Below are 20,871 nucleotides of genomic sequence, written 5' to 3'. Positions count from 1 at the left end.
CGCATACCCACCACGAAGGCCCCGGCGGCCATGGCGCAGCCCTCTCTTTTCCCGACGATCGACGCTTTTCTGGACGCCCTGTGGCTGGAGGACGGCCTGGCGGACAATACCCTGGCCGCCTACCGGCGCGACCTGTGCGCCTTCGGCGGCTGGCTGCGCGCCGAACGCGGCCGTCCGCCCGAGACGGCGCGGCAAGAGGACATCCAGGCCTGGCTGGCGGCACAGTACCGGCAGACCAAGGCCAGCACGGCCAACCGGCGCCTGGCCGCCCTGCGGCGGTTCTTTCTATGGGCGCTGCGGCGCGGCCTGTGCGTCGAAGACCCCTGTCTGGGCCTGCGCAGCGCCCGCCAGCCCGCCCGGTTTCCCAAGACCTTGTCCGAGACCCAGGTCGAAGCCCTGCTGGCCGCGCCGGACATCGACACTCCTCTGGGGCTGCGCGACCGCGCCATGCTGGAAACCCTGTATGCCACGGGCCTGCGTGTCAGCGAACTGGTCGGGCTGGCCGTCCAGGAACTGAGCCTGAGCGACGGCGTCGTGCGCGTCGTCATGGGCAAAGGCGGCAAGGATCGCCTGGTGCCCCTGGGCGCCGAAGCCCTGCACTGGATCGAGCGCCATCTGCGTGAAAGCCGGCCGGCCATCCTCGGGGCGCGTCCCTGCGATGTCTTGTTCGTCACCGCCCGCGGGGCCGGCATGACGCGCCAGGCCTTCTGGCAGTTGATCCGCAAGTACGCCCAGCAGGCCGACATCCGCGTGCCCCTGTCGCCCCACGTGCTGCGCCATGCCTTCGCCACCCACTTGCTGAACCACGGCGCCGACCTGCGCGTCGTGCAGATGCTGCTGGGCCACGCGGATATCTCCACCACCCAGATCTACACTCACGTCGCCCGGGAACGGCTCAAGACCCTGCACGCCCAGCACCATCCGCGCGCCTGAGGCCATCCCGCACTCAGCCATGACCAAGACCAAGACCAAGCACACCTCCGAGACCCCCGCCACGCATTGGCTGCGGCAGCAGAAGATCGCCTTTGGCGAGCATCCCTACGACTACGTCGACCATGGCGGCGCGCGCGAAGCCGCGCGCCAACTGGGCGTTCCCCCGCATCAGGTCGCCAAGACCCTGATCATGGAAGACGAGCAGGCCCGCCCGCTGATCGTGCTGATGCACGGCGACTGCGAGGTCTCCACCAAAAACCTGGCCCGCCAGACCGGGGCCAAGAAGATCGCCCCCTGCGCGCCGGAAACGGCGCAGCGCCATTCGGGCTATCAGGTGGGCGGCACCTCGCCTTTTGCCACGCGCAAGCGCATGCCGGTGTGGATCGAGGCCAGCCTGCTGGACTACGACACGGTGTACTTGAACGGCGGACGGCGGGGGTATCTGATCAGTGTGGCGTCAGACGTGCTGACCGGCGCGCTGGGCGCGAAGCCCGTGTCGGTGGCGCTGGAAGAATAGATTCCTGGCGTCTCCTGCAGGAATCGAACCTGCAATCTTCCCTTAGGAGGGGAAAGTTATATCCATTTAACTAAGGAGACGAGGCGTGCCCGGCAGGCGCGGCCGCGAAAGCCGAGCGCCGGGGCGGAACCGGCCAGGAGCCCCAAGACGGGGCCGGCCGATTCGATGTGAACCTGTGATTATATAGTTTACGATCCGGCCGCCAAGTCCACCACCGCGCCGATCTCGCGGGCGGTGTCCTGGACGGCCGCCAACAAGCGGCGGGCACCCGGACTGTCGGCCTGGGCGGCCAGCAGATTGCCCGACACGCGGATGTACTCGGGCCGGATTTCATGCAGGTACAGCAGCGCCTCGGGCTGCTCTGCAAAACGCCGCAGGCCCAGGCGCACGCCATGTTCGCGCAGCATCGCGGCAAACGCCGTCACTTGCGCACGATGCGCCACCAGACCGTAGGAGTCCAGATCGATCAGCAGCCGGGCGCTCTGGTCGGGCATGTCGGCCAGCAGCGCCGCGACCTCGCCGCGGAATTCCTCATGCAGGATCGAGGCCAGCGACACGCGCAGCACCAGATCGCCGGGATGGGTTCGCAGCCAGCCCAGCCCCAGGCTGACCGCCTGGACATCGCATGCCGCCGACAGCCCCAGGCGCACTGCGGGGGGCATGAACAGGTAGCCCGACAGCGGCTCCGACGCGCCGGGTTCGTGCAGCGTCAGCAAGCCCTGGGCGCGATCCTCGGAGGTTGCGGACGGGTTGCGCTGCGTCGCCAGGGCAAACCAGCCTTCCTGCAGGGCATTGCGCAACAGCGTGCGCCACGCCTGCTCGCCGCCGCCCCGGCCGCCCGTCAGGCTGCGCAGGTCTTCGCCAGGCAGGTATTCCACATCCGTATGGCCGGCGCTTTCCGCGCGCATCAGCGCCTCGTCCAGGCGCGACAACACATCGCTGAGCCCTTCACCAGGCTCAAAATCCGTCAGCACCATGCGCCAGCGGCATAATCCCGCCTGCCCGAGCTGGATGCGCTGAGCCTGCAGAATTTCACCCACCGCCTGCGCCACGCGCACCGCCACCGGGCCGGGCACCATCGGCAGGACAAAGGCGAAGTCCGAACCGTTCAAGCGCGCCAGCCAGGCCTGCGGACCCAGCCGTTCGCGCAGGACCTCCAGCACCAATTGCCCCATATTGCGCAGCCACTGATCCACGACCTGGCGGCTCATGGTCTGGTTGATCGACTGCAGATCGCATTGGCGAAACAGCATCACGTGGCCGTCTTCGCTCTGGCCGGGCGCGGATTGTTCCAGCAGCCGGCGTAGCTCGTTGATGAAATACTTGCGATTGGCCAGGCCCGTCACGGCGTCCTGGTTCAGTTCAAGCTCCAGCGACTCGATGCGCGACTGGTGCTCCGCCGCCGTCGCCTGCACGCGCTGGTGCGCATGCGTGATGATCTGGGCCACCTCGCGCAATTCCACCATCGCGGGGTGGCGCACCGGCGGCAGTTCGTCGCCGGCCGCCGCCTGCGCCATGGCCTGGACACGCGCCGTCACGTCATCCTGCAGCGCACGGCGCAGCCAGCGCATCAGCATGGCCACGAACAACCCCCACAAAATGCCGGCGCCGACCGTCAGGGACACGATCCGCGCGGTGCTGTCCCACAGCGCATTGCGCGCATAGGCATCGCTGGCCTGCAGCCGCACCACACCCAGTTGGGACCAGCCGTTGGTCACCTGGCGCTGGGCTTCGTGCCGCTCAAGAGGCAACAGATGGCTGAACCAATCCGGTGCGGTCACACGGTCATCCCGGCCATCCCCCATCTCGCGGCGGATCAGGATCCGGCCCGTCGGATCCAGAAACTCGACCACCTGGAACTGGCCGCTGTCGAACAACACCGAAAGCAGCAATTCCCGCACCGTGGGATCCTGATTGGAGGGCTGCGACAGCGTCAGGGCCAGCGACGTCGCGGTGGAATCGCTCTGGCCCTGCAACTGGGCATCCAGGTATTGGCGCGCCGAGCCGATACTGAAAATGGTCGTCCCGGCCAGGATCACCAGGATCGCCAGGGTCACGCTCAACAGCAGTTGTCTCAATAGGGACATGACATTCCTTTCATTCCGTCACGGCTGAAAACCTTCGGACCGCATGCGGGACAGCAGATCCCGCCAGCGGCCGATGCCGTCCACCGAGGACCGCCTCCCGCCGGGGACATAGACCCCTTGGGCATTGAAACTGAACACCGGCGTCAGATCCGGCCGGTTGTGCGCAGGCTGGATCCGGTCGATCAGGCTGTCGAGGACCAGAGGCTCGGCCTGGGGCTGCGGGTAATAGCCCAGCACCATATGCGCGATACTCTGGCTGCCGATGCGGGCGCGCACATAGACAAAACGCAGTTTCTCGGGCGCCACCCCCAGATGCAGCAAGGAAAAATACTTGCCGATCACATAGTCTTCGCAATCCCCGGCGCCTTTGGCGAGGGACTGCAGCGGCGTGGCCCAGTAATCCACCTGCCCCCAGATGGAGATGTCTTCGCCCCCGATCAGGGCGTTGTTCCAGAAGCCGTTGACCATGCGCAGTTTTTCTTGTTCGTCCAGCCCGGCGGCCTGGGCCAGCATGGCCTGCCAGGATTCGACCGCGCGCCCGGCCTTGGCCCCGTAATGCTGGCGAGCATAGGATGCCAGCGCCCCCGGATCGAACGTGACGGCGGGCGCCGGCCCCCAAGCCACGTACAATCACGACAGCCACGCCCGACCGCTGCCATGTCCGTCATCCTGCTCATCCTGCCCGACTTCCTGCTGATCGCCCTGGGCTGGGTTCTGCTCCACCGCCTGGGGTTTGACCGGACTTTCTTCGCCGGCGCCGAAAAGCTGGTTTACTTCGTCCTGTTTCCCGCGCTGCTGTTTCATTCGATCACCCGCACGCCGTTGGATTTAAACAACACCACGGTGTTGCTGGCCGCCAGCACCGGTGTCATGGCCGGCGGCATCGCACTGGCCTGGCTGGGCCGCCTGGCCGTACGGCCGGACCCGGCCGCGCATGCCTCGGTCGCTCAATGCGGTTTCCGCTTCAATACCTACCTGGCCCTGTCCCTGGCCGGCGGACTGGCCTGGTCGGGCGCGCAAACGACCATGGCGGTGCTCGTGGGCTTTGCCGTGCCCCTGAGCAACATCGGCGCAGTGCACGCCCTGGCCAGCCGCCACGGCGGCCACGCCTTGCGCGAGATCGCGCGCAATCCCTTCATCCTGGCCACATTGGCCGCACTGGCCTGCAATCTGCTGCGCGTGCCCATCCCCCCCGCCCTGGACGCCACGCTCGGCCGCCTGGGATCCTGCGCGATCGCGGTCGGCCTGCTGTGCGTGGGCGCCACCCTGTCCCTGCAAGGCGGACGCGCCCATGCCCCCCTGATCGCTTGGATGGTGGCGGCCAAACTCGTCCTGCTGCCGCCGATCGCGCTGGCGCTGGCCTGGGCGCTGAACCTGTCGACGGGCGAACGGCTGGTGCTGCTGTTGTTCAGCGCCTTGCCCACCGCTTCGTCAGCCCATGTGCTGGCGGCCCGCATGGGCGGCGACGGCCGATTGGTGGCGGTGACCATGTCGATCGGCACCTTGCTGTCCGCCATCACGCTGCCGCTGTGGCTGGACGCCGCGACCTGAACCCGGAAAGCCTTTGCCATGACTTCTGCCCCGCCCCCCTTCCTGGACTGGCCCCTGCCGGACGAAGACGCCACCGGCGTGCTGGCGCAGCGCCTGGCTGCCTTGGCGTGCGGCCGCGTGCCGGGCGGCCCCGCCGCAGGCGGCCGCATCCATCTGCGCGGCGAGCTGGGCGCCGGCAAAACCAGCCTGGCCCGGGCCCTGCTGCGGGCCGGCGGCGTGACCGGCCGGATCAAGAGCCCCAGCTACGCGCTTCTTGAAAGCTATAACGTTTCTAACTTATACTTCTATCACTTTGATTTCTATAGATTTAGCGATGCGCATGAATGGCGGGACGCGGGTTTCGACGAATTACTCGGCGAACACGCGGTCGTCCTGATCGAATGGCCCGAGCAGGCGGGCACCCGTCTGCCGCCCCCGGATCTGGACATCCGCCTGGATTACGCCGGCGACGGCCGGCACGCCCGCCTGACCGCCTGCAGTGAAAAAGGACAACAATGGCTGACGCATCTGGACCCGTCCCGCCGATGACGCCCCCCGCCGCGCCCTTGCGGCGCAAGCTGATCGCGGGCGGCTGCACGCTGCTGCTGCTGCCGCTGGTGCCCGGCCTGGCGCGGGCCGCCACCATCGTCGCGGTGCGCACCTGGCCGGCCGACGAATACACGCGCGTCACCCTGGAAATGGACACCGAGCTGAAGGCGGAGCACTTCACGCTCGACAGCCCGCATCGCCTCGTGGTGGACATCGAGGGCGTCCAGCTCAGCACGGCCATCAACGATCTGGTGTCCAAGATCAGGCCCAACGATCCCTACATCAGCGCAGTGCGCGTGGGCCAGAACCGCCCCAATGTCGTCCGGCTGGTCTTCGACCTGAAGCAGGATGTCGCCCCGCAGGTCTTCACGCTCAAGCCCATCGGGGAATACAAGTACCGCCTGGTGCTCGACCTGTATCCGAAGATCGCGCAGGATCCCTTGATGGCCCTGCTCAAGGATACGGAAAACGATCCGCTGGCCGGCATCCTGGAAAGCCTCGCCCAGGGCGGGCCCTCCGAAGCGCCGATCCCCTCGGTAGAGGGCCAGAAACTGCCGCCCACGGCCCGCAAGCCGCCCGAAGGCGCGCCGCCGCCCCCGCCGCGCACAGCGCCGGGGCCGCGGCCGGGCCGGCCCATCCTGGTTGCGCTGGATCCCGGCCACGGCGGCGAGGATCCGGGCGCCATCGGCAAGCGCGGCACCCGCGAAAAAGACATCGTCCTGCAGATCGCGCTGCGGTTGAAAAAGCTGATCGATGCCCAGCCTGGCATGCGCGCCTACCTGACCCGCGACCGCGATTATTTCGTGCCGTTGAACGTGCGGGTGCAGAAAGCGCGCCGGGTCCAGGCCGACCTGTTCATCTCCATCCACGCGGATGCCTGGATCAAGCCGACGGCGCGCGGTTCGTCGGTATGGGCGCTGTCGCAGCATGGCGCCACGAGTTCCGCAGCCCGATGGCTGGCGAAAAAGGAAAACGACGCCGACCTGATCGGCGGAGTGAACCTGGGCGCGCACAACGCCCAGGTGGCCAAGGTGCTGCTGGATTTGTCCACCGGAGCCCAGATCAACGACTCCATCCGGGTCGGCACCCAGGTTCTGAAAGAAATCGGCAAGATCAACAAGCTGCACAAGAACCGCATCGAGCGCGCGGGCTTCGCCGTCCTGAAAGCGCCCGACATCCCGTCGATCCTGATCGAGACGGCCTTCATCAGCAATCCCCAGGAAGAACAACTGCTGCGCACGCCGGCGCACCAGCAGCGCATCGCCCATGCGGTGCTGAGCGGAATCCAGGATTATTTCTCGGCGCACCCCGCCCTGGCGCGGCGCGGCTGATCCGGCCCGGCCGGGCGCCGCCTCAGGTCGAGCCGGCCTTGCGGTTGCGCAGCAGCTTCCACAGCACTCCGCCGACCGCCGGCACGGCGGCCGCCCCGACGCCGATCAGCACGATAGTGTTGAGGTGCTCTTTGATGATGGGCACGTTGCCGAAGAAATAACCCAGCGTGATCAGACCGGCGATCCAGACCACGGCGCCCAGCGCGTTGTAGAACTGGAAGGTCAGCCAGCGCATGCCCGCGACCCCGGCCACGAACGGCGCGAAGGTCCGGAAAAGCGGCAGGAAACGCGACAGCACGATGGTCTTGCCGCCGTGTTTCTCGTAGAAGGCATGCGTTTTCAGCAAGGCCTTGCGGTCCAGGAAGCGGTAATCGCGCGAAAACACCTTGGGACCGATGAAATGCCCCACCTGATAATTGACGGTGTTGCCCAGGATGGCGGCCACGATCAGGATCCCGCCCAGCAGCACCGGATCCAGCATGCCGGAGGCGCCAAAGGCGCCGGCGATGAACAGCAGCGAGTCGCCGGGCAGAAACGGCAGCACCACCAGCCCTGTTTCGCCGAAAATGATCAGCGCCAGGATCAGGTAGATCCAGGCGCCATATTGCGCCACCCAGACCCCCAGGTATTCGTCGATGTGCAAAATGAGTTGGAAGAGTTCAGCCATTTGGCCGCGGGCCCCCGAAATAGGTTGTAAGCGGGTTGAGAACAACCTCTCACTATAATCGTTTTCATGATGCGAACCATTGCCGCCCTGCCCGACATCCTGATCAGCCAGATCGCCGCCGGCGAAGTCATCGAGCGCCCCGCCTCGGTGCTCAAGGAACTGTTGGAAAACGCCCTGGATGCCGGCGCCCGGACCGTCGAAATCCGCCTGGACGGCGGCGGCATCCGCCGCATCCTGGTGGCCGACGACGGGCACGGCATCCCGCCCGGCCAGATGCCCTTGGCCCTGCAGCGCCACGCCACCAGCAAGATCACCTCCCTGGCGGAGCTGGAATCGGTGGCCACGCTCGGCTTCCGGGGCGAGGCGCTGGCTTCGATCGCCTCGGTGGCCCAACTGACCCTCAGCTCGCGCACCGCCGGCGATGCGCAGGCCTGGCAGATCGCGCCGGGGCAGGCCGAATCCGCCCCGGCCGCGGGCCCCGTGGGCACACGCGTGGACGTGCGCCAACTGTTCGACCACATCCCCGCGCGGCGCAAATTCCTGCGCAGCGAGGCCACCGAATACGCCCACTGCCTGGGCGCCGTCGAACGCATCGCGCTGGCGCACCCCCAGGTGGCCCTGCGCGTATTCCACAATGACAAGCCCCAGCGCAATTGGCCGGCCACCGACATCCATGGCCGCATCCGCGACGTGCTGGGCGAGGAATTCACCGCCCAGAGCCTGCCGGTATCGGCCGAACAGGGGCTGGCCGTCCTGGAGGGCTGCATCACGCGCCCGACCTTCGCCCGCAACCGGGCCGACCGTCAATACCTGTACGTCAACGGCCGTTACGTGCGCGACCGCACGGTCTCCCACGCGGTGCGCCAGGCCTACGCCGATGTGCTGCACGGCGACCGCCAGCCGGCTTTCGTGCTGTTCCTGACATTGGACCCGGCCGGTGTCGACGTGAACGTGCACCCGGCCAAGCATGAAGTCCGCTTCCGCGACAGCGGCGCGGTGCACCGCTATGTTTCCCAGACGCTGGCCGAGGCCCTTGCGGGGCGTGGCGGCGCGGCCACCGAGGGACCGGCCGAGGCGCCGCCCGCGCCCACGGACGGCGACGCCGCCGGACGGGCGCCGGGCGGGACGCCGGCGGCTGCGGCGCCCTGGGCAGGCCTGCCCGCGGCCACCGGAGCCGCCCGCCCGGACCGGGCCGCGCCCCTCTACCCGGCCCGGATTCCGGTCCAGCAGCGTTTCCCGCTGAACGACCGGGCCCCGGCCCAGGATTGGCGCAAACTGTATCAGCCGCTGGAGACGCCCACCCCCGCCGACGCGCCGGACGCGGAGCATGCGCGCGCGGCGCCGGCCGGCCGGCCGCAAACCCATGCCGCGGCAGACGCCGATCTGCCCCTGGGCATGGCGTTGGGGCAGTTGCACGGCATCTACATCCTGGCCCAGAACGCGCGCGGCCTGATCCTGGTGGACATGCACGCCGCGCATGAACGCGTCGTCTACGAATCCTTGAAGCTTGCCCTGGACCAGGCGCCCCTGCCGGCGCAGGAACTGCTGGTTCCGGTGGTGTTCACCGCCACGGAGCTCCAGGTGGCCACGGCCCAGGCGCACCAGGAGACGCTCGACGGCCTGGGCCTGCGCATCCGCGCCACCGGCCCGGCCTCGCTGGCCGTGCGCGCCGTACCGGCCCTGCTGGCCCGGGGCGACATCGAAGCGCTGGCGCGCGGGGTGCTGGCCGATGTCGAACGCATCGGCCATTCGGCCCGCCTGACCGAACAGCGCAACGAACTGCTCTCGACCATGGCCTGCCACGGCGCCGTGCGCGCCCATCGCAAACTGACGCTGGACGAAATGAACGCGCTGCTGCGCCAGATGGAACGCACCGAACGCGCCGACCAATGCAACCATGGACGGCCGACCTGGTTCCAATGGAGCCTGGCCGATCTGGACAAGCTGTTCATGCGAGGGCAATAGGCCAGCGCTGCGGCCATCCCGGCGCGTCGACGATAATGCCCCCATGTCTTCGCACACCCCCGTCCTGATCTGCCTGGCCGGCCCGACGGCCTCCGGCAAATCCGCCGCCGCCCTGGCTCTGGCCTCGCGCTGGCCCATCGAACTCATCGTGATGGATTCGGCGACGATCTATCGCGGGATGGACATCGGCACGGCCAAGCCCACGGCCGAGGAGCAGGCGCGCGTGCCGCACCATCTGCTGGACATCCGCGATCCGGCGCAGACTTATTCCGCCGCTGAATTCGCCCGCGACGCCGCCGCGCTCGCGCAGGACATCCGCGCGCGCGGCCGGATTCCTCTGCTGTGCGGGGGCACCATGCTGTACTACAAAGCTCTGCGCGAGGGCCTGAACGACCTGCCCGAGGCCGACCCGGCCATCCGCCGGCAGTTGGACGAAGAGGCCCGCACGCGCGGCTGGCCCGCCCTGCACGCCGAACTGGCGCGCGTGGACCCGGCCACCGCGGCCCGCCTGGCGCCCAACGACAGCCAGCGCCTGCAACGCGCCCTGGAAATCTGGCGCGGCAGCGGCCGTCCCATGAGCGACTGGCTCGCGCGCCCCGCGCAAGCCGTGCTGCCGGATTGGCGGTTTCTGACGCTCAGCCTGGAACCGTCCGACCGCTCGGTGCTGCACGCCCGCATCGCACAACGCTACCGGGCCATGATCGATGCCGGTCTGCTCGACGAGGTGCGCGCCCTGCATGCCCGCCCCGATCTGCATCCTGGCCTGCCTTCCATCCGCTGCGTGGGCTACCGGCAGCTCTGGGACCACCTGGATGGGCGGATTTCCCTGGAGCAGGCCATCGAACAGGCCATCGCCGCCACCCGCCAACTGGCCAAGCGCCAGATCACCTGGCTGCGGTCCCTGCCGCAACGGACCCGCGTGGATTGCTTGTCCGAACGGGCCATGGACGCCATCGCCCGGCATTGCGCCCGGACGCTGGACGGCTGAGACGCGGGCTCATGCCGCAGCGCCGCGCCGGAGCCGGCCCGCCGCTGCGCGGCCCAAAGCGGACATCAATCGACGATCGTCTGGGAGCCGCCTTCGGCCTGGGCGGTGATTTCGCCCAGTGCGTAGACGGTTTCGCCCTGGGCGCGCAGGAAGGCGGCGACGGCATCGGCCTGGGCGGCGTCCACCACCAGCACCATGCCGATGCCGCAGTTGAACACGCGCGCCATTTCGTGATCCGCCACGCCGCCCTGAGCCTGCAGCCACTGGAACAACGCGGGCCACTGCCAGGCATCGCGATGCAAATGGGCGCACAGGCCCGGCTTGAGGATGCGCGGCACGTTTTCCAGCAGCCCGCCGCCGGTGATGTGCGCCAGGCCCTTGATGGCCGCGCCATGGGCGGCCAGGGCCGCCAGCACCGATTTGACATAGATGCGGGTGGGTTCCATGACCACGTCGCCCAAGGGGCGGCCGCCCAGATCCTGGTCCGGACGCGCGCCGGCATGCTGCAGGATCTTGCGCACCAGGGAATAGCCGTTGGAATGCGCGCCGCTGGAAGCCAGACCCAGCACGGTATCGCCGGCCCCGATGCGGGCGCCATCGATGATTGCGGATTTTTCGACCGCGCCCACGGCAAAGCCCGCCAGATCGTATTCGCCGTCCGGGTACATGCCCGGCATCTCGGCCGTTTCGCCGCCGATCAGGGCGCAGCCGGCCAGTTCGCAGCCGCGGGCAATGCCGCCCACGACGCTGGCCGCCGTATCCACGGACAGCTTGCCGCAGGCAAAGTAATCCAGGAAATACAGCGGTTCGGCGCCCTGGACCAGGATATCGTTGACGCTCATGGCGACCAGGTCGATGCCGACCGTGTCGTGGCGCTGCCATTCAAAGGCCAGGCGCAGCTTGGTGCCCACGCCGTCGGTGCCGGAAACCAGCACCGGCTCCCGCAGGTGGCGCGGAATCTCGAACAAGGCGCCAAAGCCGCCGATGCCCGCCATCACGCCGGGGCGCATCGTGCGGGCGGCCAGGGGCTTGATGCGGTCGACCAGCGCGTCGCCGGCATCGATGTCGACCCCCGCGTCGCGGTAGGTCATGGAAGGAGTGGTGCCTGATGTCATGAGAAAAGCCGCCGAATGTGCAAGAATTGCAGGTTTGGATATTTGCCTGATTTTACGATGAAGTTCTGCTTCACATGACGCAAGCTCAGCCATCCGGCCCGAACCCTGCCGCGGACCCGCCTCACGCACAGCCTCAGGCGCAACAATTGCTGCTCGACATCCTGCCGGGCACGATGCCGTCGCTGGACGGCTTCGTGCCCGGCGCGAACCTGGCCGCGCTCGATGCCGTGCGCGCGCTCGGGGCCGGACGCGCCGTCTATCTGTGGGGCGGCCTCGGCTCGGGGCGCAGCCATCTGCTGCGCGCCCGGGCGCAAGGCAGCGGCTGTCATTATCTCGACGCGCGCACACCGGCGCAGCGGCTGCACGCCCTGGCCACCGACGAAGACGAGTCGCTGTCGCTGGTGGCGGTGGACGACGTGGCCGATCTCAACTCCGCCGCCCAAGCCGCGCTGTTTGCCCTGTTCAACCGCTGGCGCACCGCCGCCGGCACCCCGGGAGCCTTCGCCCTGCTGACGGCGGGCGACCGCGCGCCCCTGACCATGCCTCTGCGCGAAGACCTGCGCACCCGCCTGGGCTGGGATCTGGTCTATCGCCTGGAGCACCTCTCCGACGAGGACCGCGCCCAGGCCCTGCGCGACCGCGCCCGGCGGCGCGGACTACAGTTGTCCGACGAAGTGCTGCACTGGATCCTGACGCGCTGCGACCGCGACATGGGCCGCCTGACATCCTTGATCGACAGCCTGGACCAGTATTCCCTGGCCCGCCACCGCCCCATCACCCTGCCCCTGCTGAAAGACCTGCTGGCCGACGCGCCCGCCCTGCCGAGGACTCCATGACCCCGCCGACCCACCTGGCCTTGTTCGACCTGGATCACACCCTGCTGCCCTTCGACAGCGACTACCAATGGGCCGAATTCCTGGCGCGCACCGGCCGCGCCGGCGATCCCGAAGCCGCCCGCCGCCGCAACGACGACCTGATGCGCCGCTACAACGAGGGCACCCTGTCCGCCGAAGAGGCCGCCGACTTCATGCTGGGCCTGCTGCGCCTGGGCCGGCCCGACGAACTCGACCGCTGGCACCGGGACTACATGGCCGAGGTCGTCGAGCCGGGCATCCTGCCCGCCGCGCGCGCGCTGGTCACGGAGCACCAGGCGCGCGGCGGATTGTGCGCCATCGTCACGGCCACCAACGCGTTCGTCACAACCCCCATCGCCCGGGCGCTGGGCTTCGAGCACCTGATCGCCACCGTGCCGCAGCGCGATGCCCAGGGCGGCTATACGGGCCGCATCGAAGGCACGCCCAGCTTCAAGGCGGGCAAGGTCCTGCGCGTGCGCGAATGGCTGCGCGGGCTGGATCTGCAACTGGAGGATTTCGACGAATCCTGGTTCTACAGCGATTCGATGAACGATCTGCCGCTGCTGGAGGCCGTGACGCACCCGGTGGCGACGAACCCCAGCGCGGCCTTGCGGGAAACCGCCACCAGCCGGGGCTGGCGCATTCTCGATCTGTTCGGCACGTTGCAGGATACGAAATCCTGAAAACAAAGGGCCCCTACACTGCGGCGGCGAGGACATAGGTGCAACAAAGCCTTAAAATACGCGCCATGCTCAAGCAGACCATCAAGAATTTCGTCTCGCGCCTGTTCGCGACCCCGCCCAGCGGCCCGGTGCGCCTGTCGCGCGACAAGCACGGCATCGACCGGCGCCTGGTGTCGCGGCATGCCATCAAAGTCTGCGAGGTCCTGAACCAGCACGGCTTCGACGCCTACATCGTGGGCGGCGCGGTTCGCGACCTGATCGTCGGGCTCGCGCCCAAGGACTTCGACGTCGCCACCAACGCCACGCCCAACCAGGTGCGGCCGCTGTTCCGGCGCGCCCGCATCATCGGCCGGCGTTTCCAACTGGTGCATGTGGTGTTCGGCCAGGAAATCATCGAAACCTCGACTTTTCGCGCCCCCTCCTCCGGCAACCAGGAAACGGACGAACATGGCCGCATCCTGCGCGACAATGAATTCGGCACCCACGAAGAAGACGCCGCGCGGCGCGATTTCACCATCAACGCCCTGTACTACGATCCCCTCAAGGAAGAAGTCATCGACTTCCACCAGGGCGTGGCGGACCTGAAGAACCGCGTAGTGCGGATGATCGGCGACCCCGAGACGCGCTACCGCGAAGACCCCGTGCGCATGCTGCGGGCGCTGCGCTTCCAGGCCAAGCTGGGCGCGCGCATCGACCCGGCGACCGAGGCGCCGATCAGCCAGTTGGCTCCGCTCATCGAGCACGTGCCGGCCTCACGCCTGTTCGATGAAACGCTCAAACTGCTGACCTGCGGCCACGCCATGGATTGCCTGCGCGAATTGCGCCGCTCGGGCCTGACGAAAAGCCTGATTCCGCTGATCGACCGCATCTTCGAGGAAGAAGGCGGCGAGGCCTTCGTGGAAATCGCCTTGTCGCGCACCGACGCCCGCGTGCGGGCCGGCAAGCCCGTGAGCCCCAGCTTCCTGTTCGCCGCCCTGTTGTGGCGGCTCGCCCAGAAACGCTGGGCCGCCCTGGTCGCCCAAGGCGTGCAGCGCAACGAAGCCCTGATCCGCGCCGCGGATTCGGTGATCGAAGCGCAGATGGACAAGCTCGCCATCCAGCGCCGCCACCAGGCCGACATGCGCGAGATCTGGCTGATGCAGGCCCGGTTCGAGCGCGCCACGGTGCGGTCGATCTGGCGCATGATGGAACAACCGCGCTTTCGCGCCGCCGTGGATTTCCTGCAGTTGCGGGCCGAGGCCCGCGAGGTGGACAGCGTCCTGGCCCAATGGTGGATGGACCTGTCCGACAGCAACGACGAGCGCCGCTCGCAGATGATCGATGCGTGGCAGGCCGGCCATGCCGGCGCACGCCGCACGGGCGGCGCCACCCGCAAGCGCCGCCGACGCCGTACCGCATCCTCGGGCGCGGAAGGCCAATCCTCCGCGCCGCCCGCCGTCGCGCCGGACGGCGCCGCCTGAAAGGCGAGGCGCTTCGCCTGCAGCGGCGAGCGCCTTCCCCCGCAGGATCCTCCATGAGCCCCATCCTCCCGAGTCCCCAGGCTTCGCCCGCCCTTGCCTATATCGGCCTGGGCGCCAACCTGGGCGAAGCCGCCGCGACGGTGCGCCGGGCAGCCGCCGAACTGGCCGCCACGCCCGGCGTGACCGGCCTGCGGCTGTCCTCTCTCTACGGGACGGCGCCAGTCGATTCCTCAGGGCCGGACTACGTCAACGCCGTGGCCGGCCTGGACACGACACTGTCTCCGCAAGCCCTGCTGGCGGCGTTGCAGGCCATCGAGCAGCGTCACGGCCGGGTACGCCCCTACCGCAACGCCCCGCGCACCCTGGATCTGGATCTGCTGTGGTACGGCGGCCGGGAAATCGACGAGCCCGGCCTGATCGTGCCGCATCCGCGCATGCACGAGCGGGCCTTCGTCCTGCGGCCCTTGATGGACCTGGCTCCCGATCTGGCGCTGGCACAGGGCGGGCTGCCCGAACTGCTGGCCCGGTGCGCCGGCCAGGCCATCCAGCCGCTGGACTGATCCGCCATCGCCGGCCTCAGGCGCCGGCGAACTGGGTCATCGCCGCCCGCATCTCCTCGGGCCCCACATCCCGCACATGAGTCGCAATCGACCAGCGATGTCCATACGGATCCTGGACCACGCCATAGCGATCGCCCCAGAACATATCGGCCGGCGGCATCACCGCCGTGGCGCCCGCCTGGATGGCCCGCTCGAACGCCGCGTCCGCGTCGGCCACATACAGATGCAAGAATACCGGCGTGCCTCCCAGCGTAACGGGACTGCTGGCCTGGCGGGCGGGCGCCTCCTCCGTCAGCATCACAGCGGAGCCGCCGATCCATAAGCAGCCATGCGCCAGCTTGCCGTCCGGGCCGTCCAGCCGGACGGCCCCATGGGCCCCGAACGCGCGCTGGTAGAAGTCGATCGCGCCGGCCGCATCCCGGCAGACCAGATGCGGCGTCACCGCATGCATGTCGGCGGGCACCGGAGACGGCCCCGCAACCGCATCGGGAGACAGTCCCATGAGCGCCTTGCCGGACTTCGGATCGAAGGGAAAAGAGAAATGCTCGTGAGCGATGGCCCAACGGCCGGCCTCTCGCCGGAAACCGGTGGTCATGCGGCTCCAGGCGCTGTTTCCGCCTTCGTCACCGCACCCGTCGGCCTCGCAGGCCAGCAACGCATGCGCATAGCCCAGGTCGTCCGCAGCCTGGATGTCCAGGTCCCGGAACGTGAAGCGCACACCGCCCGGACACATCTGCAGGCATGTCTTCCAATGGGCCAGGTAGCAGTCCCGCCCCTCGAAGCGCAGCGCCATGATGGCATCGTAGGCGACCACATCCTGGGCGTAGCAGGCGGCAAGCGCCTCCAGATCCTGCCGGCCTACCGCCGCCACCCACTCGTCCAGCACCTGCCGGATGGCGGTCTGCGCATCGTTTGCCTTTTCCTTGCTTTCCATACCCGTCTCCTGCTTGCGGCCGCTCGTCCGCTGGCTGCGGGAATCGCACCACGCGCGGCGGCTCGTCCATCCGGCGCACTATACCATTGTTTAATCCTAAAAAATAACTGACAAATTGTTTTTTAGGATTACATGATAAGATGCTCTTTCATGAGTACAAAGAGAAGTTATGCCGACGGCTGCGCCGCCGCCCACGCCCTCGATCTGATCGGCGAGCGCTGGGCGCTGCTCATCGTGCGCGAATTGATCCTCGGCCCGAAACGGTTCACGGACCTGCGGACCGGCTTGGGCCGCATCAGCGCCAACGTGCTCACCCAGCGGCTCGCCGAGCTGGAAGCCGCCGCCATCATCGTCCGGCGCCGCCTGCCTCCGCCGGGGGGCATGGCCTACGACCTGTCCGCCTGGGGCCGTGAACTGGAACCCATCCTCCTGCAACTGGTCCGCTGGGGCGTGCGTTCGCCCGGTTTCGTGCGCGGCGCCCCGCTGAATGTAGACGCCATGGTGCTTTCCATGCGCGCACTGTTTGCGCCCCGCGCGGGCGCCGGCCCGGAAACCCGGATTCTGCTGATCCTGGACGGCCAGCCTTTCTCCGCCCAGATCGCGTCGGGCCGCCTGGACATCCACAGGCAGGGGCCGGCCGACCCGGCGCCCGAGGCCACGCTGGAGACGTCCCCCACGACCTTGCTGCACCTGGCCTACGGTGCGGCGGATCCCGATGACGCCATCGCCTCGGGCCAGGCGCGAGTCCGCGGCGAACGGCCCGCCCTGGATCGCTTCCTGGGATGCTTCCAGGTTCCCGACCCCGCGGCCTGAACCCGGCCGCACCCTGGCGCGTGGTTTACACTGGCGCGCATGTTTTCACGGAGAATCGCGTCATGCCGCCAGCCCCCCCCATCCGCCTGGTCGTCGCCTACACCGACACACGCGTGATCGGCCTCGACGGCGGCATGCCCTGGCATCTGCCCGCCGATCTGGCGCACTTCAAGCGCAGCACGCTGGGCCACCCCATCGTCATGGGACGCAAGACCTGGCTGTCCCTGGGGCGCCCCCTGCCCGGGCGCCGCAATCTGGTCCTGAGCCGCGACCCGGATTTTTCCGCACCGGGTGCCGAATGCCACGCCTCGCTCGAGGCTGCTTTGGCCAGTTGCGCGCAGGCGGACCGCATCTGCGTCATCGGCGGCGAACAGATCTTCCGCCTGGCCTTGCCCCTGGCCGACGAACTGATCGCCACTGAAATCCACGCCGATCTGGGCGGCGACACCTGGTTTCCCCCGCTGCCCGAGGGGCATTGGCAGGAAACCGAACGGCTGCCCCAGCCCCCGGAAAACGGCCTGGCCTACGATTTCGTCACCTACCGGCGCATTCCGGGCACGAAGGCCGCCTGAACGCGCCGGCCCCCCCCCGGCCGCGGACCGCTCAGGCGGGAGATGCCGGCATCAGCCGCCGGCGGACGCTTTGGCGCGCGCGCGGATCGCCGTCACCGGTTCTCCCGCGATCCCCCAGTTGTCGGTATCGACTTCCTCGATCACCACGAACGTGGTCTTGGGGTTCTTACCCAGCACGTCCACCAGCAGTTGGGTGGCGCCCTCGATCAGGCGCGCCTTCTGCTCGACGGTGGCCCCCTCACGGGTGATCTTGATGTTGACGTACGGCATGGTGCGGTCTCCTGAATGAAAAAATGAGGAATAAAAAAACCCGGCGGTCCGCGCAACGCGAAACCCGCCGGGGGGGCATGTGGCCGGTCCGGCCCCCCGAAAGGCCGGACCTGGATCAGCGGTCAGGCCGTGACGGGTTCGGCGGCGTAGGACTCCATCGGCGGGCAGGCGCAACTGAGGTTGCGGTCTCCCCAGGCATTATCCACCCGCGCGACCGGCGGCCAGTACTTGCGGTCCGCCATGCCGGGCAGCGGGAAGGCGGCCTGCTCGCGCGTGTACGGATGCGTCCAGTCCTGCACCAGCAGCGTGGCCGCCGGATGCGGGGCGTTGACCAGCAGATTGTCGTCGGCCGGCTGCTCGCCGCGCTCGACGGCGGCGATCTCCTGGCGGATGGCGATCATGGCGGCAATGAAGCGATCCAGCTCTTCGAGGCCCTCGGACTCGGTGGGTTCGACCATCAGCGTGCCGGCCACCGGGAAGCTCATGGTGGGCGCATGGAAGCCATAATCCATCAAGCGCTTGGCGATGTCCTCGGCGCCGATGCCGCTGGCGTCCTTGATCGGCCGGATGTCCAGGATGCACTCGTGCGCCACGCGGCCGTTGACCCCGGCGTACAGGATGGGATAGTGCGACGCCAGACGCGTGGCCAGGTAGTTCGCGTTCAGGATCGCGACCTGAGTGGCGCGGCGCAGGCCTTCGGCCCCCATCATCATGATGTACAGCGTCGAGATCGGCAGGATGCTGGCCGAGCCGAAGGGCGCGGCCGACACCGGGCCCGGCTGGCCCGCCGGCAGGCGGCCGTCTTCGCCCACCATGCCGGGCAGGTACGGCGCCAGGTGCGCGCGCACCGCCACCGGACCGACGCCCGGGCCGCCGCCGCCGTGAGGAATGCAGAAGGTCTTGTGCAGGTTCAGGTGCGACACATCGGAGCCGAAGCGGCCCGGCTGGGCCACGCCCACCATGGCGTTCATGTTGGCGCCGTCCAGGTAGACCTGGCCTCCGGCCTCGTGAATCAGATCGCAGATCTCCGTGACCGTGGTCTCGAACACGCCATGCGTGGACGGATAGGTGATCATCAAGGCGGCCAGCCGGTCGCCGACCTCGGCGATGCGGGCGCGCAGATCGGCCATGTCGATGTTGCCGTTGTCGTCGGACGCCACCACCACCACGTCCATGCCCGCCAGATGGGCCGAGGCCGGGTTGGTTCCGTGCGCCGACGCGGGAATCAGGCAGACGTTGCGCTGGTGCTCGCCGTTGGCCTGGTGATAGCCGCGAATCGCCAGCAGGCCGGCGAATTCGCCCTGGGCGCCGGAATTGGGCTGCAGGCTGACGCGGTCATAGCCGGTGATCTCGCACAGCGCGGCGCACAGCCGCTCGATCATTTCCTGGTAGCCCTGCGCCTGGCCGGCGGGAGCGAACGGGTGCATGTGGCTGAATTCAGGCCAGGTGACGGGAATCATTTCCGCCGTGGCGTTGAGCTTCATGGTGCAGGAGCCCAGCGGAATCATGGTGCGGTCCAGGGCCAGGTCCTTGTCGGCCAGGGCGCGCAGATAACGCAGCATGTCGGTCTCGGACTTCACGCGCGAGAAGGCGGGATGCGCCAGGATGGCGCCCTGGCGGCGCAGGGCCGCCGGGATGCCGTCGGCTTCGGCCGAGAAGTCGGGGGCGACGCGCGACACGCCCATGCCGGCCGCCAGGGCGCCGATCAGGGTCTCGATGTCCTGGGCATCGACGGTTTCATCCAGCGACAGGGCGACGTGGGTGTCGTCCACACGGCGCAGATTCATGCCGCCGTCGACTGCCGCATCCAGCACCGCCTGCGTGCGGACGCCGGTTTCCAGGTGCAGGGTGTCGAAAAAAGTATCGTTGCAGACCGTCAGCCCCATGGCGCGCAGGGCGCCGGCCAGTCGGGCGGTGTGCGCCGCCACGCGCCGGGCGATGCGCGCAATGCCCTGGGGGCCGTGCCAGACGGCGTACATGGCGGCCATCACGGCCAGCAGCACCTGCGCGGTGCAGATGTTGGACGTGGCCTTCTCGCGGCGGATATGCTGCTCGCGCGTCTGCAGCGCCAGCCGCAGGGCCTGTTCGCCGCGCGCATCCTGGGAGACGCCCACCAGGCGGCCCGGCAGGTTGCGCTTGTAGGCGTCCTTGCACGCCATGAAGCCAGCGTGCGGGCCGCCGTAGCCCATGGGCACGCCGAAGCGCTGGGCCGAGCCGACCGCAATGTCGGCGCCCCATTCGCCCGGCGGCGTCAGCAGCGCCAAGGCCAGCAAATCCGTCGCCACGGCCACGATGGCGCCGGCGGCATGGGCCTGCTCGGCGAGCGCGCGATAATCGGCCACGCCGCCCAGGCTGTGCGGGTACTGCAGCAGCACGCCGTAGCAGTCCGGCAAGCCCCCGGCCTCATCGCCGACCACCAGTTCGATGCCCAGCCCGGCTGCGCGCGTGCGCAGGACTTCCAGGGTCTGGGGATGGACGTGGGCAGAGACGAAGAAACGGTCGGACTTGACGCGCGAGACGCGGCGCGCCAGCGTCATGGCCTCGGCCGCCGCCGTGCCTTCGTCCAGCAGCGACGAGTTGGCGATATCCAGCCCCGTCAGATCGGCGATCATGGTCTGGTAGATCAACAGGGCTTCGAGGCGGCCCTGGGAGATTTCCGGCTGGTACGGCGTGTAGGCGGTGTACCAGGCGGGATTCTCCAGGATGTTGCGCAGGATCACGTGCGGCACGTAGGTGCCGTAGTAGCCCTGGCCGATATAGCTGCGCAGAACCTGGTTGCGGCCGGCGATGGTTTTCAGGTCCGCCAGAGCCTCGACCTCGCTCAGCGGACCGGGCAAGTCCAGATACGGGGCTTCGGACAGGATGTTTTCCGGCACGACCTCGCGGATCAGGGCGTCCAGGCTGGTGACGCCGATGGCCGCCAGCATGGCGCGCTGGTCGGCTTCGGACGGCCCGATATGGCGGGCGATGAATTCGGAATGCGTGGCGGAATCGCGCGGCATGGAGTGCTCCAGGGTAAAACCGTGTGAATCAGTGGATGAGG

General features: G+C 68.4%; 20 protein-coding genes, 1 tRNA gene and 1 pseudogene. 13 read left to right on the top strand and 9 right to left on the bottom strand.

Annotated elements, in window-relative coordinates; all coding sequences use genetic code 11:
* Positions 1 to 30: 30 nt before the first annotated feature.
* Complete coding sequence (xerD, locus tag ABRZ00_RS08815) at positions 31 to 933, top strand: site-specific tyrosine recombinase XerD (RefSeq protein WP_343838425.1); 903 nt, start codon at positions 31 to 33, stop codon at positions 931 to 933.
* A 19-nt stretch (positions 934 to 952) separates the two neighbouring features.
* On the top strand, positions 953 to 1,450 hold the full coding sequence (locus ABRZ00_RS08810; RefSeq protein WP_368647669.1) for an aminoacyl-tRNA deacylase: 498 nt from the start codon (positions 953 to 955) through the stop codon (positions 1,448 to 1,450).
* A gap of 5 nt (positions 1,451 to 1,455) precedes the next feature.
* Here the strand turns inward: ABRZ00_RS08810 and ABRZ00_RS08805 are convergent.
* From ABRZ00_RS08805 to ABRZ00_RS08795, 3 genes are all read right to left on the bottom strand, one after another.
* Positions 1,456 to 1,530 (bottom strand) — tRNA-Arg (locus tag ABRZ00_RS08805).
* Between the two features lie 108 nt (positions 1,531 to 1,638).
* The gene (locus ABRZ00_RS08800; RefSeq protein WP_368647668.1) at positions 1,639 to 3,537 is read right to left on the bottom strand and encodes a LapD/MoxY N-terminal periplasmic domain-containing protein; all 1,899 of its coding nucleotides are present in this window, start codon (positions 3,535 to 3,537) and stop codon (positions 1,639 to 1,641) included.
* Between the two features lie 18 nt (positions 3,538 to 3,555).
* Positions 3,556 to 4,116 (bottom strand): transglutaminase-like cysteine peptidase, encoded by a 561-nt coding sequence (locus tag ABRZ00_RS08795; protein ID WP_368642761.1) that lies wholly within the window; start codon positions 4,114 to 4,116, stop codon positions 3,556 to 3,558.
* 78 nt (positions 4,117 to 4,194) lie between these two features.
* Between ABRZ00_RS08795 and ABRZ00_RS08790 the strand changes: the two genes are divergently transcribed.
* The 3 genes from ABRZ00_RS08790 to ABRZ00_RS08780 are packed head-to-tail and all read left to right on the top strand — an operon-like array spanning position 4,195 to position 6,947.
* Positions 4,195 to 5,088 carry an AEC family transporter gene (locus ABRZ00_RS08790; RefSeq protein ID WP_368642283.1) on the top strand — a complete coding sequence of 298 codons (894 nt, stop codon included), beginning with the start codon at positions 4,195 to 4,197 and terminating at the stop codon, positions 5,086 to 5,088.
* Positions 5,089 to 5,106: 18 nt separating this feature from the next.
* Entirely contained in the window at positions 5,107 to 5,616 is a 510-nt protein-coding gene (gene tsaE, locus ABRZ00_RS08785; protein WP_343836353.1) for a tRNA (adenosine(37)-N6)-threonylcarbamoyltransferase complex ATPase subunit type 1 TsaE, read from the top strand.
* Positions 5,613 to 6,947 (top strand): N-acetylmuramoyl-L-alanine amidase, encoded by a 1,335-nt coding sequence (locus ABRZ00_RS08780; RefSeq protein WP_368642284.1) that lies wholly within the window; start codon positions 5,613 to 5,615, stop codon positions 6,945 to 6,947. The genes tsaE and ABRZ00_RS08780 overlap by 4 nt, the downstream gene beginning before the upstream one ends.
* Before the next feature lie 22 nt (positions 6,948 to 6,969).
* On the opposite strand, the gene ABRZ00_RS08775 is transcribed toward ABRZ00_RS08780, so the two are convergent.
* On the bottom strand, positions 6,970 to 7,614 hold the full coding sequence (locus ABRZ00_RS08775; protein ID WP_368642285.1) for a VTT domain-containing protein: 645 nt from the start codon (positions 7,612 to 7,614) through the stop codon (positions 6,970 to 6,972).
* Positions 7,615 to 7,680: 66 nt separating this feature from the next.
* On the opposite strand from ABRZ00_RS08775, the gene mutL reads away from it, so the two are divergent.
* Together mutL and miaA are read left to right on the top strand one after the other, a co-directional pair.
* Positions 7,681 to 9,579 (top strand): DNA mismatch repair endonuclease MutL, encoded by a 1,899-nt coding sequence (mutL, locus tag ABRZ00_RS08770; RefSeq protein ID WP_368642286.1) that lies wholly within the window; start codon positions 7,681 to 7,683, stop codon positions 9,577 to 9,579.
* 43 nt (positions 9,580 to 9,622) lie between these two features.
* The gene (gene miaA / locus ABRZ00_RS08765) at positions 9,623 to 10,567 is read left to right on the top strand and encodes a tRNA (adenosine(37)-N6)-dimethylallyltransferase MiaA (protein ID WP_368642287.1); all 945 of its coding nucleotides are present in this window, start codon (positions 9,623 to 9,625) and stop codon (positions 10,565 to 10,567) included.
* A gap of 65 nt (positions 10,568 to 10,632) precedes the next feature.
* Here the strand turns inward: miaA and purM are convergent, their stop codons facing one another.
* Positions 10,633 to 11,682 carry a phosphoribosylformylglycinamidine cyclo-ligase gene (gene purM / locus ABRZ00_RS08760; protein ID WP_368642288.1) on the bottom strand — a complete coding sequence of 350 codons (1,050 nt, stop codon included), beginning with the start codon at positions 11,680 to 11,682 and terminating at the stop codon, positions 10,633 to 10,635.
* 146 nt (positions 11,683 to 11,828) lie between these two features.
* Between purM and hda the strand changes: the two genes are divergently transcribed.
* The 4 genes from hda to folK all read left to right on the top strand — a co-directional run bounded on the left by hda (position 11,829) and on the right by folK (position 15,239).
* Positions 11,829 to 12,518 carry a DnaA regulatory inactivator Hda gene (gene hda, locus ABRZ00_RS08755; protein ID WP_368647667.1) on the top strand — a complete coding sequence of 230 codons (690 nt, stop codon included), beginning with the start codon at positions 11,829 to 11,831 and terminating at the stop codon, positions 12,516 to 12,518.
* A complete protein-coding gene (locus ABRZ00_RS08750) occupies positions 12,515 to 13,219 on the top strand; it encodes an HAD family hydrolase (RefSeq protein ID WP_368642290.1) in 705 nt (234 codons plus the stop codon). Before hda ends, ABRZ00_RS08750 begins: the two co-directional genes overlap by 4 nt.
* Positions 13,220 to 13,284: 65 nt before the next feature.
* Entirely contained in the window at positions 13,285 to 14,679 is a 1,395-nt protein-coding gene (gene pcnB / locus ABRZ00_RS08745; protein ID WP_368642291.1) for a polynucleotide adenylyltransferase PcnB, read from the top strand.
* A gap of 53 nt (positions 14,680 to 14,732) precedes the next feature.
* Positions 14,733 to 15,239, top strand: a complete 507-nt coding sequence (folK, locus tag ABRZ00_RS08740; RefSeq protein ID WP_368642292.1) for a 2-amino-4-hydroxy-6-hydroxymethyldihydropteridine diphosphokinase — start codon at positions 14,733 to 14,735, stop codon at positions 15,237 to 15,239.
* Between the two features lie 16 nt (positions 15,240 to 15,255).
* On the opposite strand, the gene ABRZ00_RS08735 is transcribed toward folK, so the two are convergent.
* Positions 15,256 to 15,741, bottom strand: a complete 486-nt coding sequence (locus ABRZ00_RS08735) for a VOC family protein (protein WP_368642762.1) — start codon at positions 15,739 to 15,741, stop codon at positions 15,256 to 15,258.
* A 36-nt stretch (positions 15,742 to 15,777) separates the two neighbouring features.
* A pseudogene (locus ABRZ00_RS08730) lies at positions 15,778 to 16,173 on the bottom strand (nuclear transport factor 2 family protein); the annotation flags it as partial.
* Positions 16,174 to 16,323: 150 nt separating this feature from the next.
* Here ABRZ00_RS08730 and ABRZ00_RS08725 point away from each other — a divergent pair.
* Together ABRZ00_RS08725 and ABRZ00_RS08720 are read left to right on the top strand one after the other, a co-directional pair.
* The gene (locus tag ABRZ00_RS08725) at positions 16,324 to 16,986 is read left to right on the top strand and encodes a winged helix-turn-helix transcriptional regulator (RefSeq protein ID WP_368642293.1); all 663 of its coding nucleotides are present in this window, start codon (positions 16,324 to 16,326) and stop codon (positions 16,984 to 16,986) included.
* 62 nt (positions 16,987 to 17,048) lie between these two features.
* Positions 17,049 to 17,558 carry a dihydrofolate reductase gene (locus ABRZ00_RS08720; RefSeq protein WP_343836376.1) on the top strand — a complete coding sequence of 170 codons (510 nt, stop codon included), beginning with the start codon at positions 17,049 to 17,051 and terminating at the stop codon, positions 17,556 to 17,558.
* A gap of 51 nt (positions 17,559 to 17,609) precedes the next feature.
* Here the strand turns inward: ABRZ00_RS08720 and ABRZ00_RS08715 are convergent, their stop codons facing one another.
* Together ABRZ00_RS08715 and gcvP are read right to left on the bottom strand one after the other, a co-directional pair.
* On the bottom strand, positions 17,610 to 18,002 hold the full coding sequence (locus ABRZ00_RS08715) for a 4-oxalocrotonate tautomerase family protein (RefSeq protein ID WP_368642294.1): 393 nt from the start codon (positions 18,000 to 18,002) through the stop codon (positions 17,610 to 17,612).
* Positions 17,951 to 20,830: an aminomethyl-transferring glycine dehydrogenase gene (gene gcvP / locus ABRZ00_RS08710; protein WP_368642295.1), complete on the bottom strand. Its 2,880-nt coding sequence runs from the start codon at positions 20,828 to 20,830 to the stop codon at positions 17,951 to 17,953. The genes ABRZ00_RS08715 and gcvP overlap by 52 nt, the downstream gene beginning before the upstream one ends.
* Positions 20,831 to 20,871 lie beyond the last annotated feature (41 nt).

This window comes from Castellaniella ginsengisoli (assembly GCF_040955415.1).
GTDB lineage: Bacteria > Pseudomonadota > Gammaproteobacteria > Burkholderiales > Burkholderiaceae_B > Castellaniella > Castellaniella ginsengisoli.
This window is presented reverse-complemented; position numbering and strand designations above follow the sequence as displayed.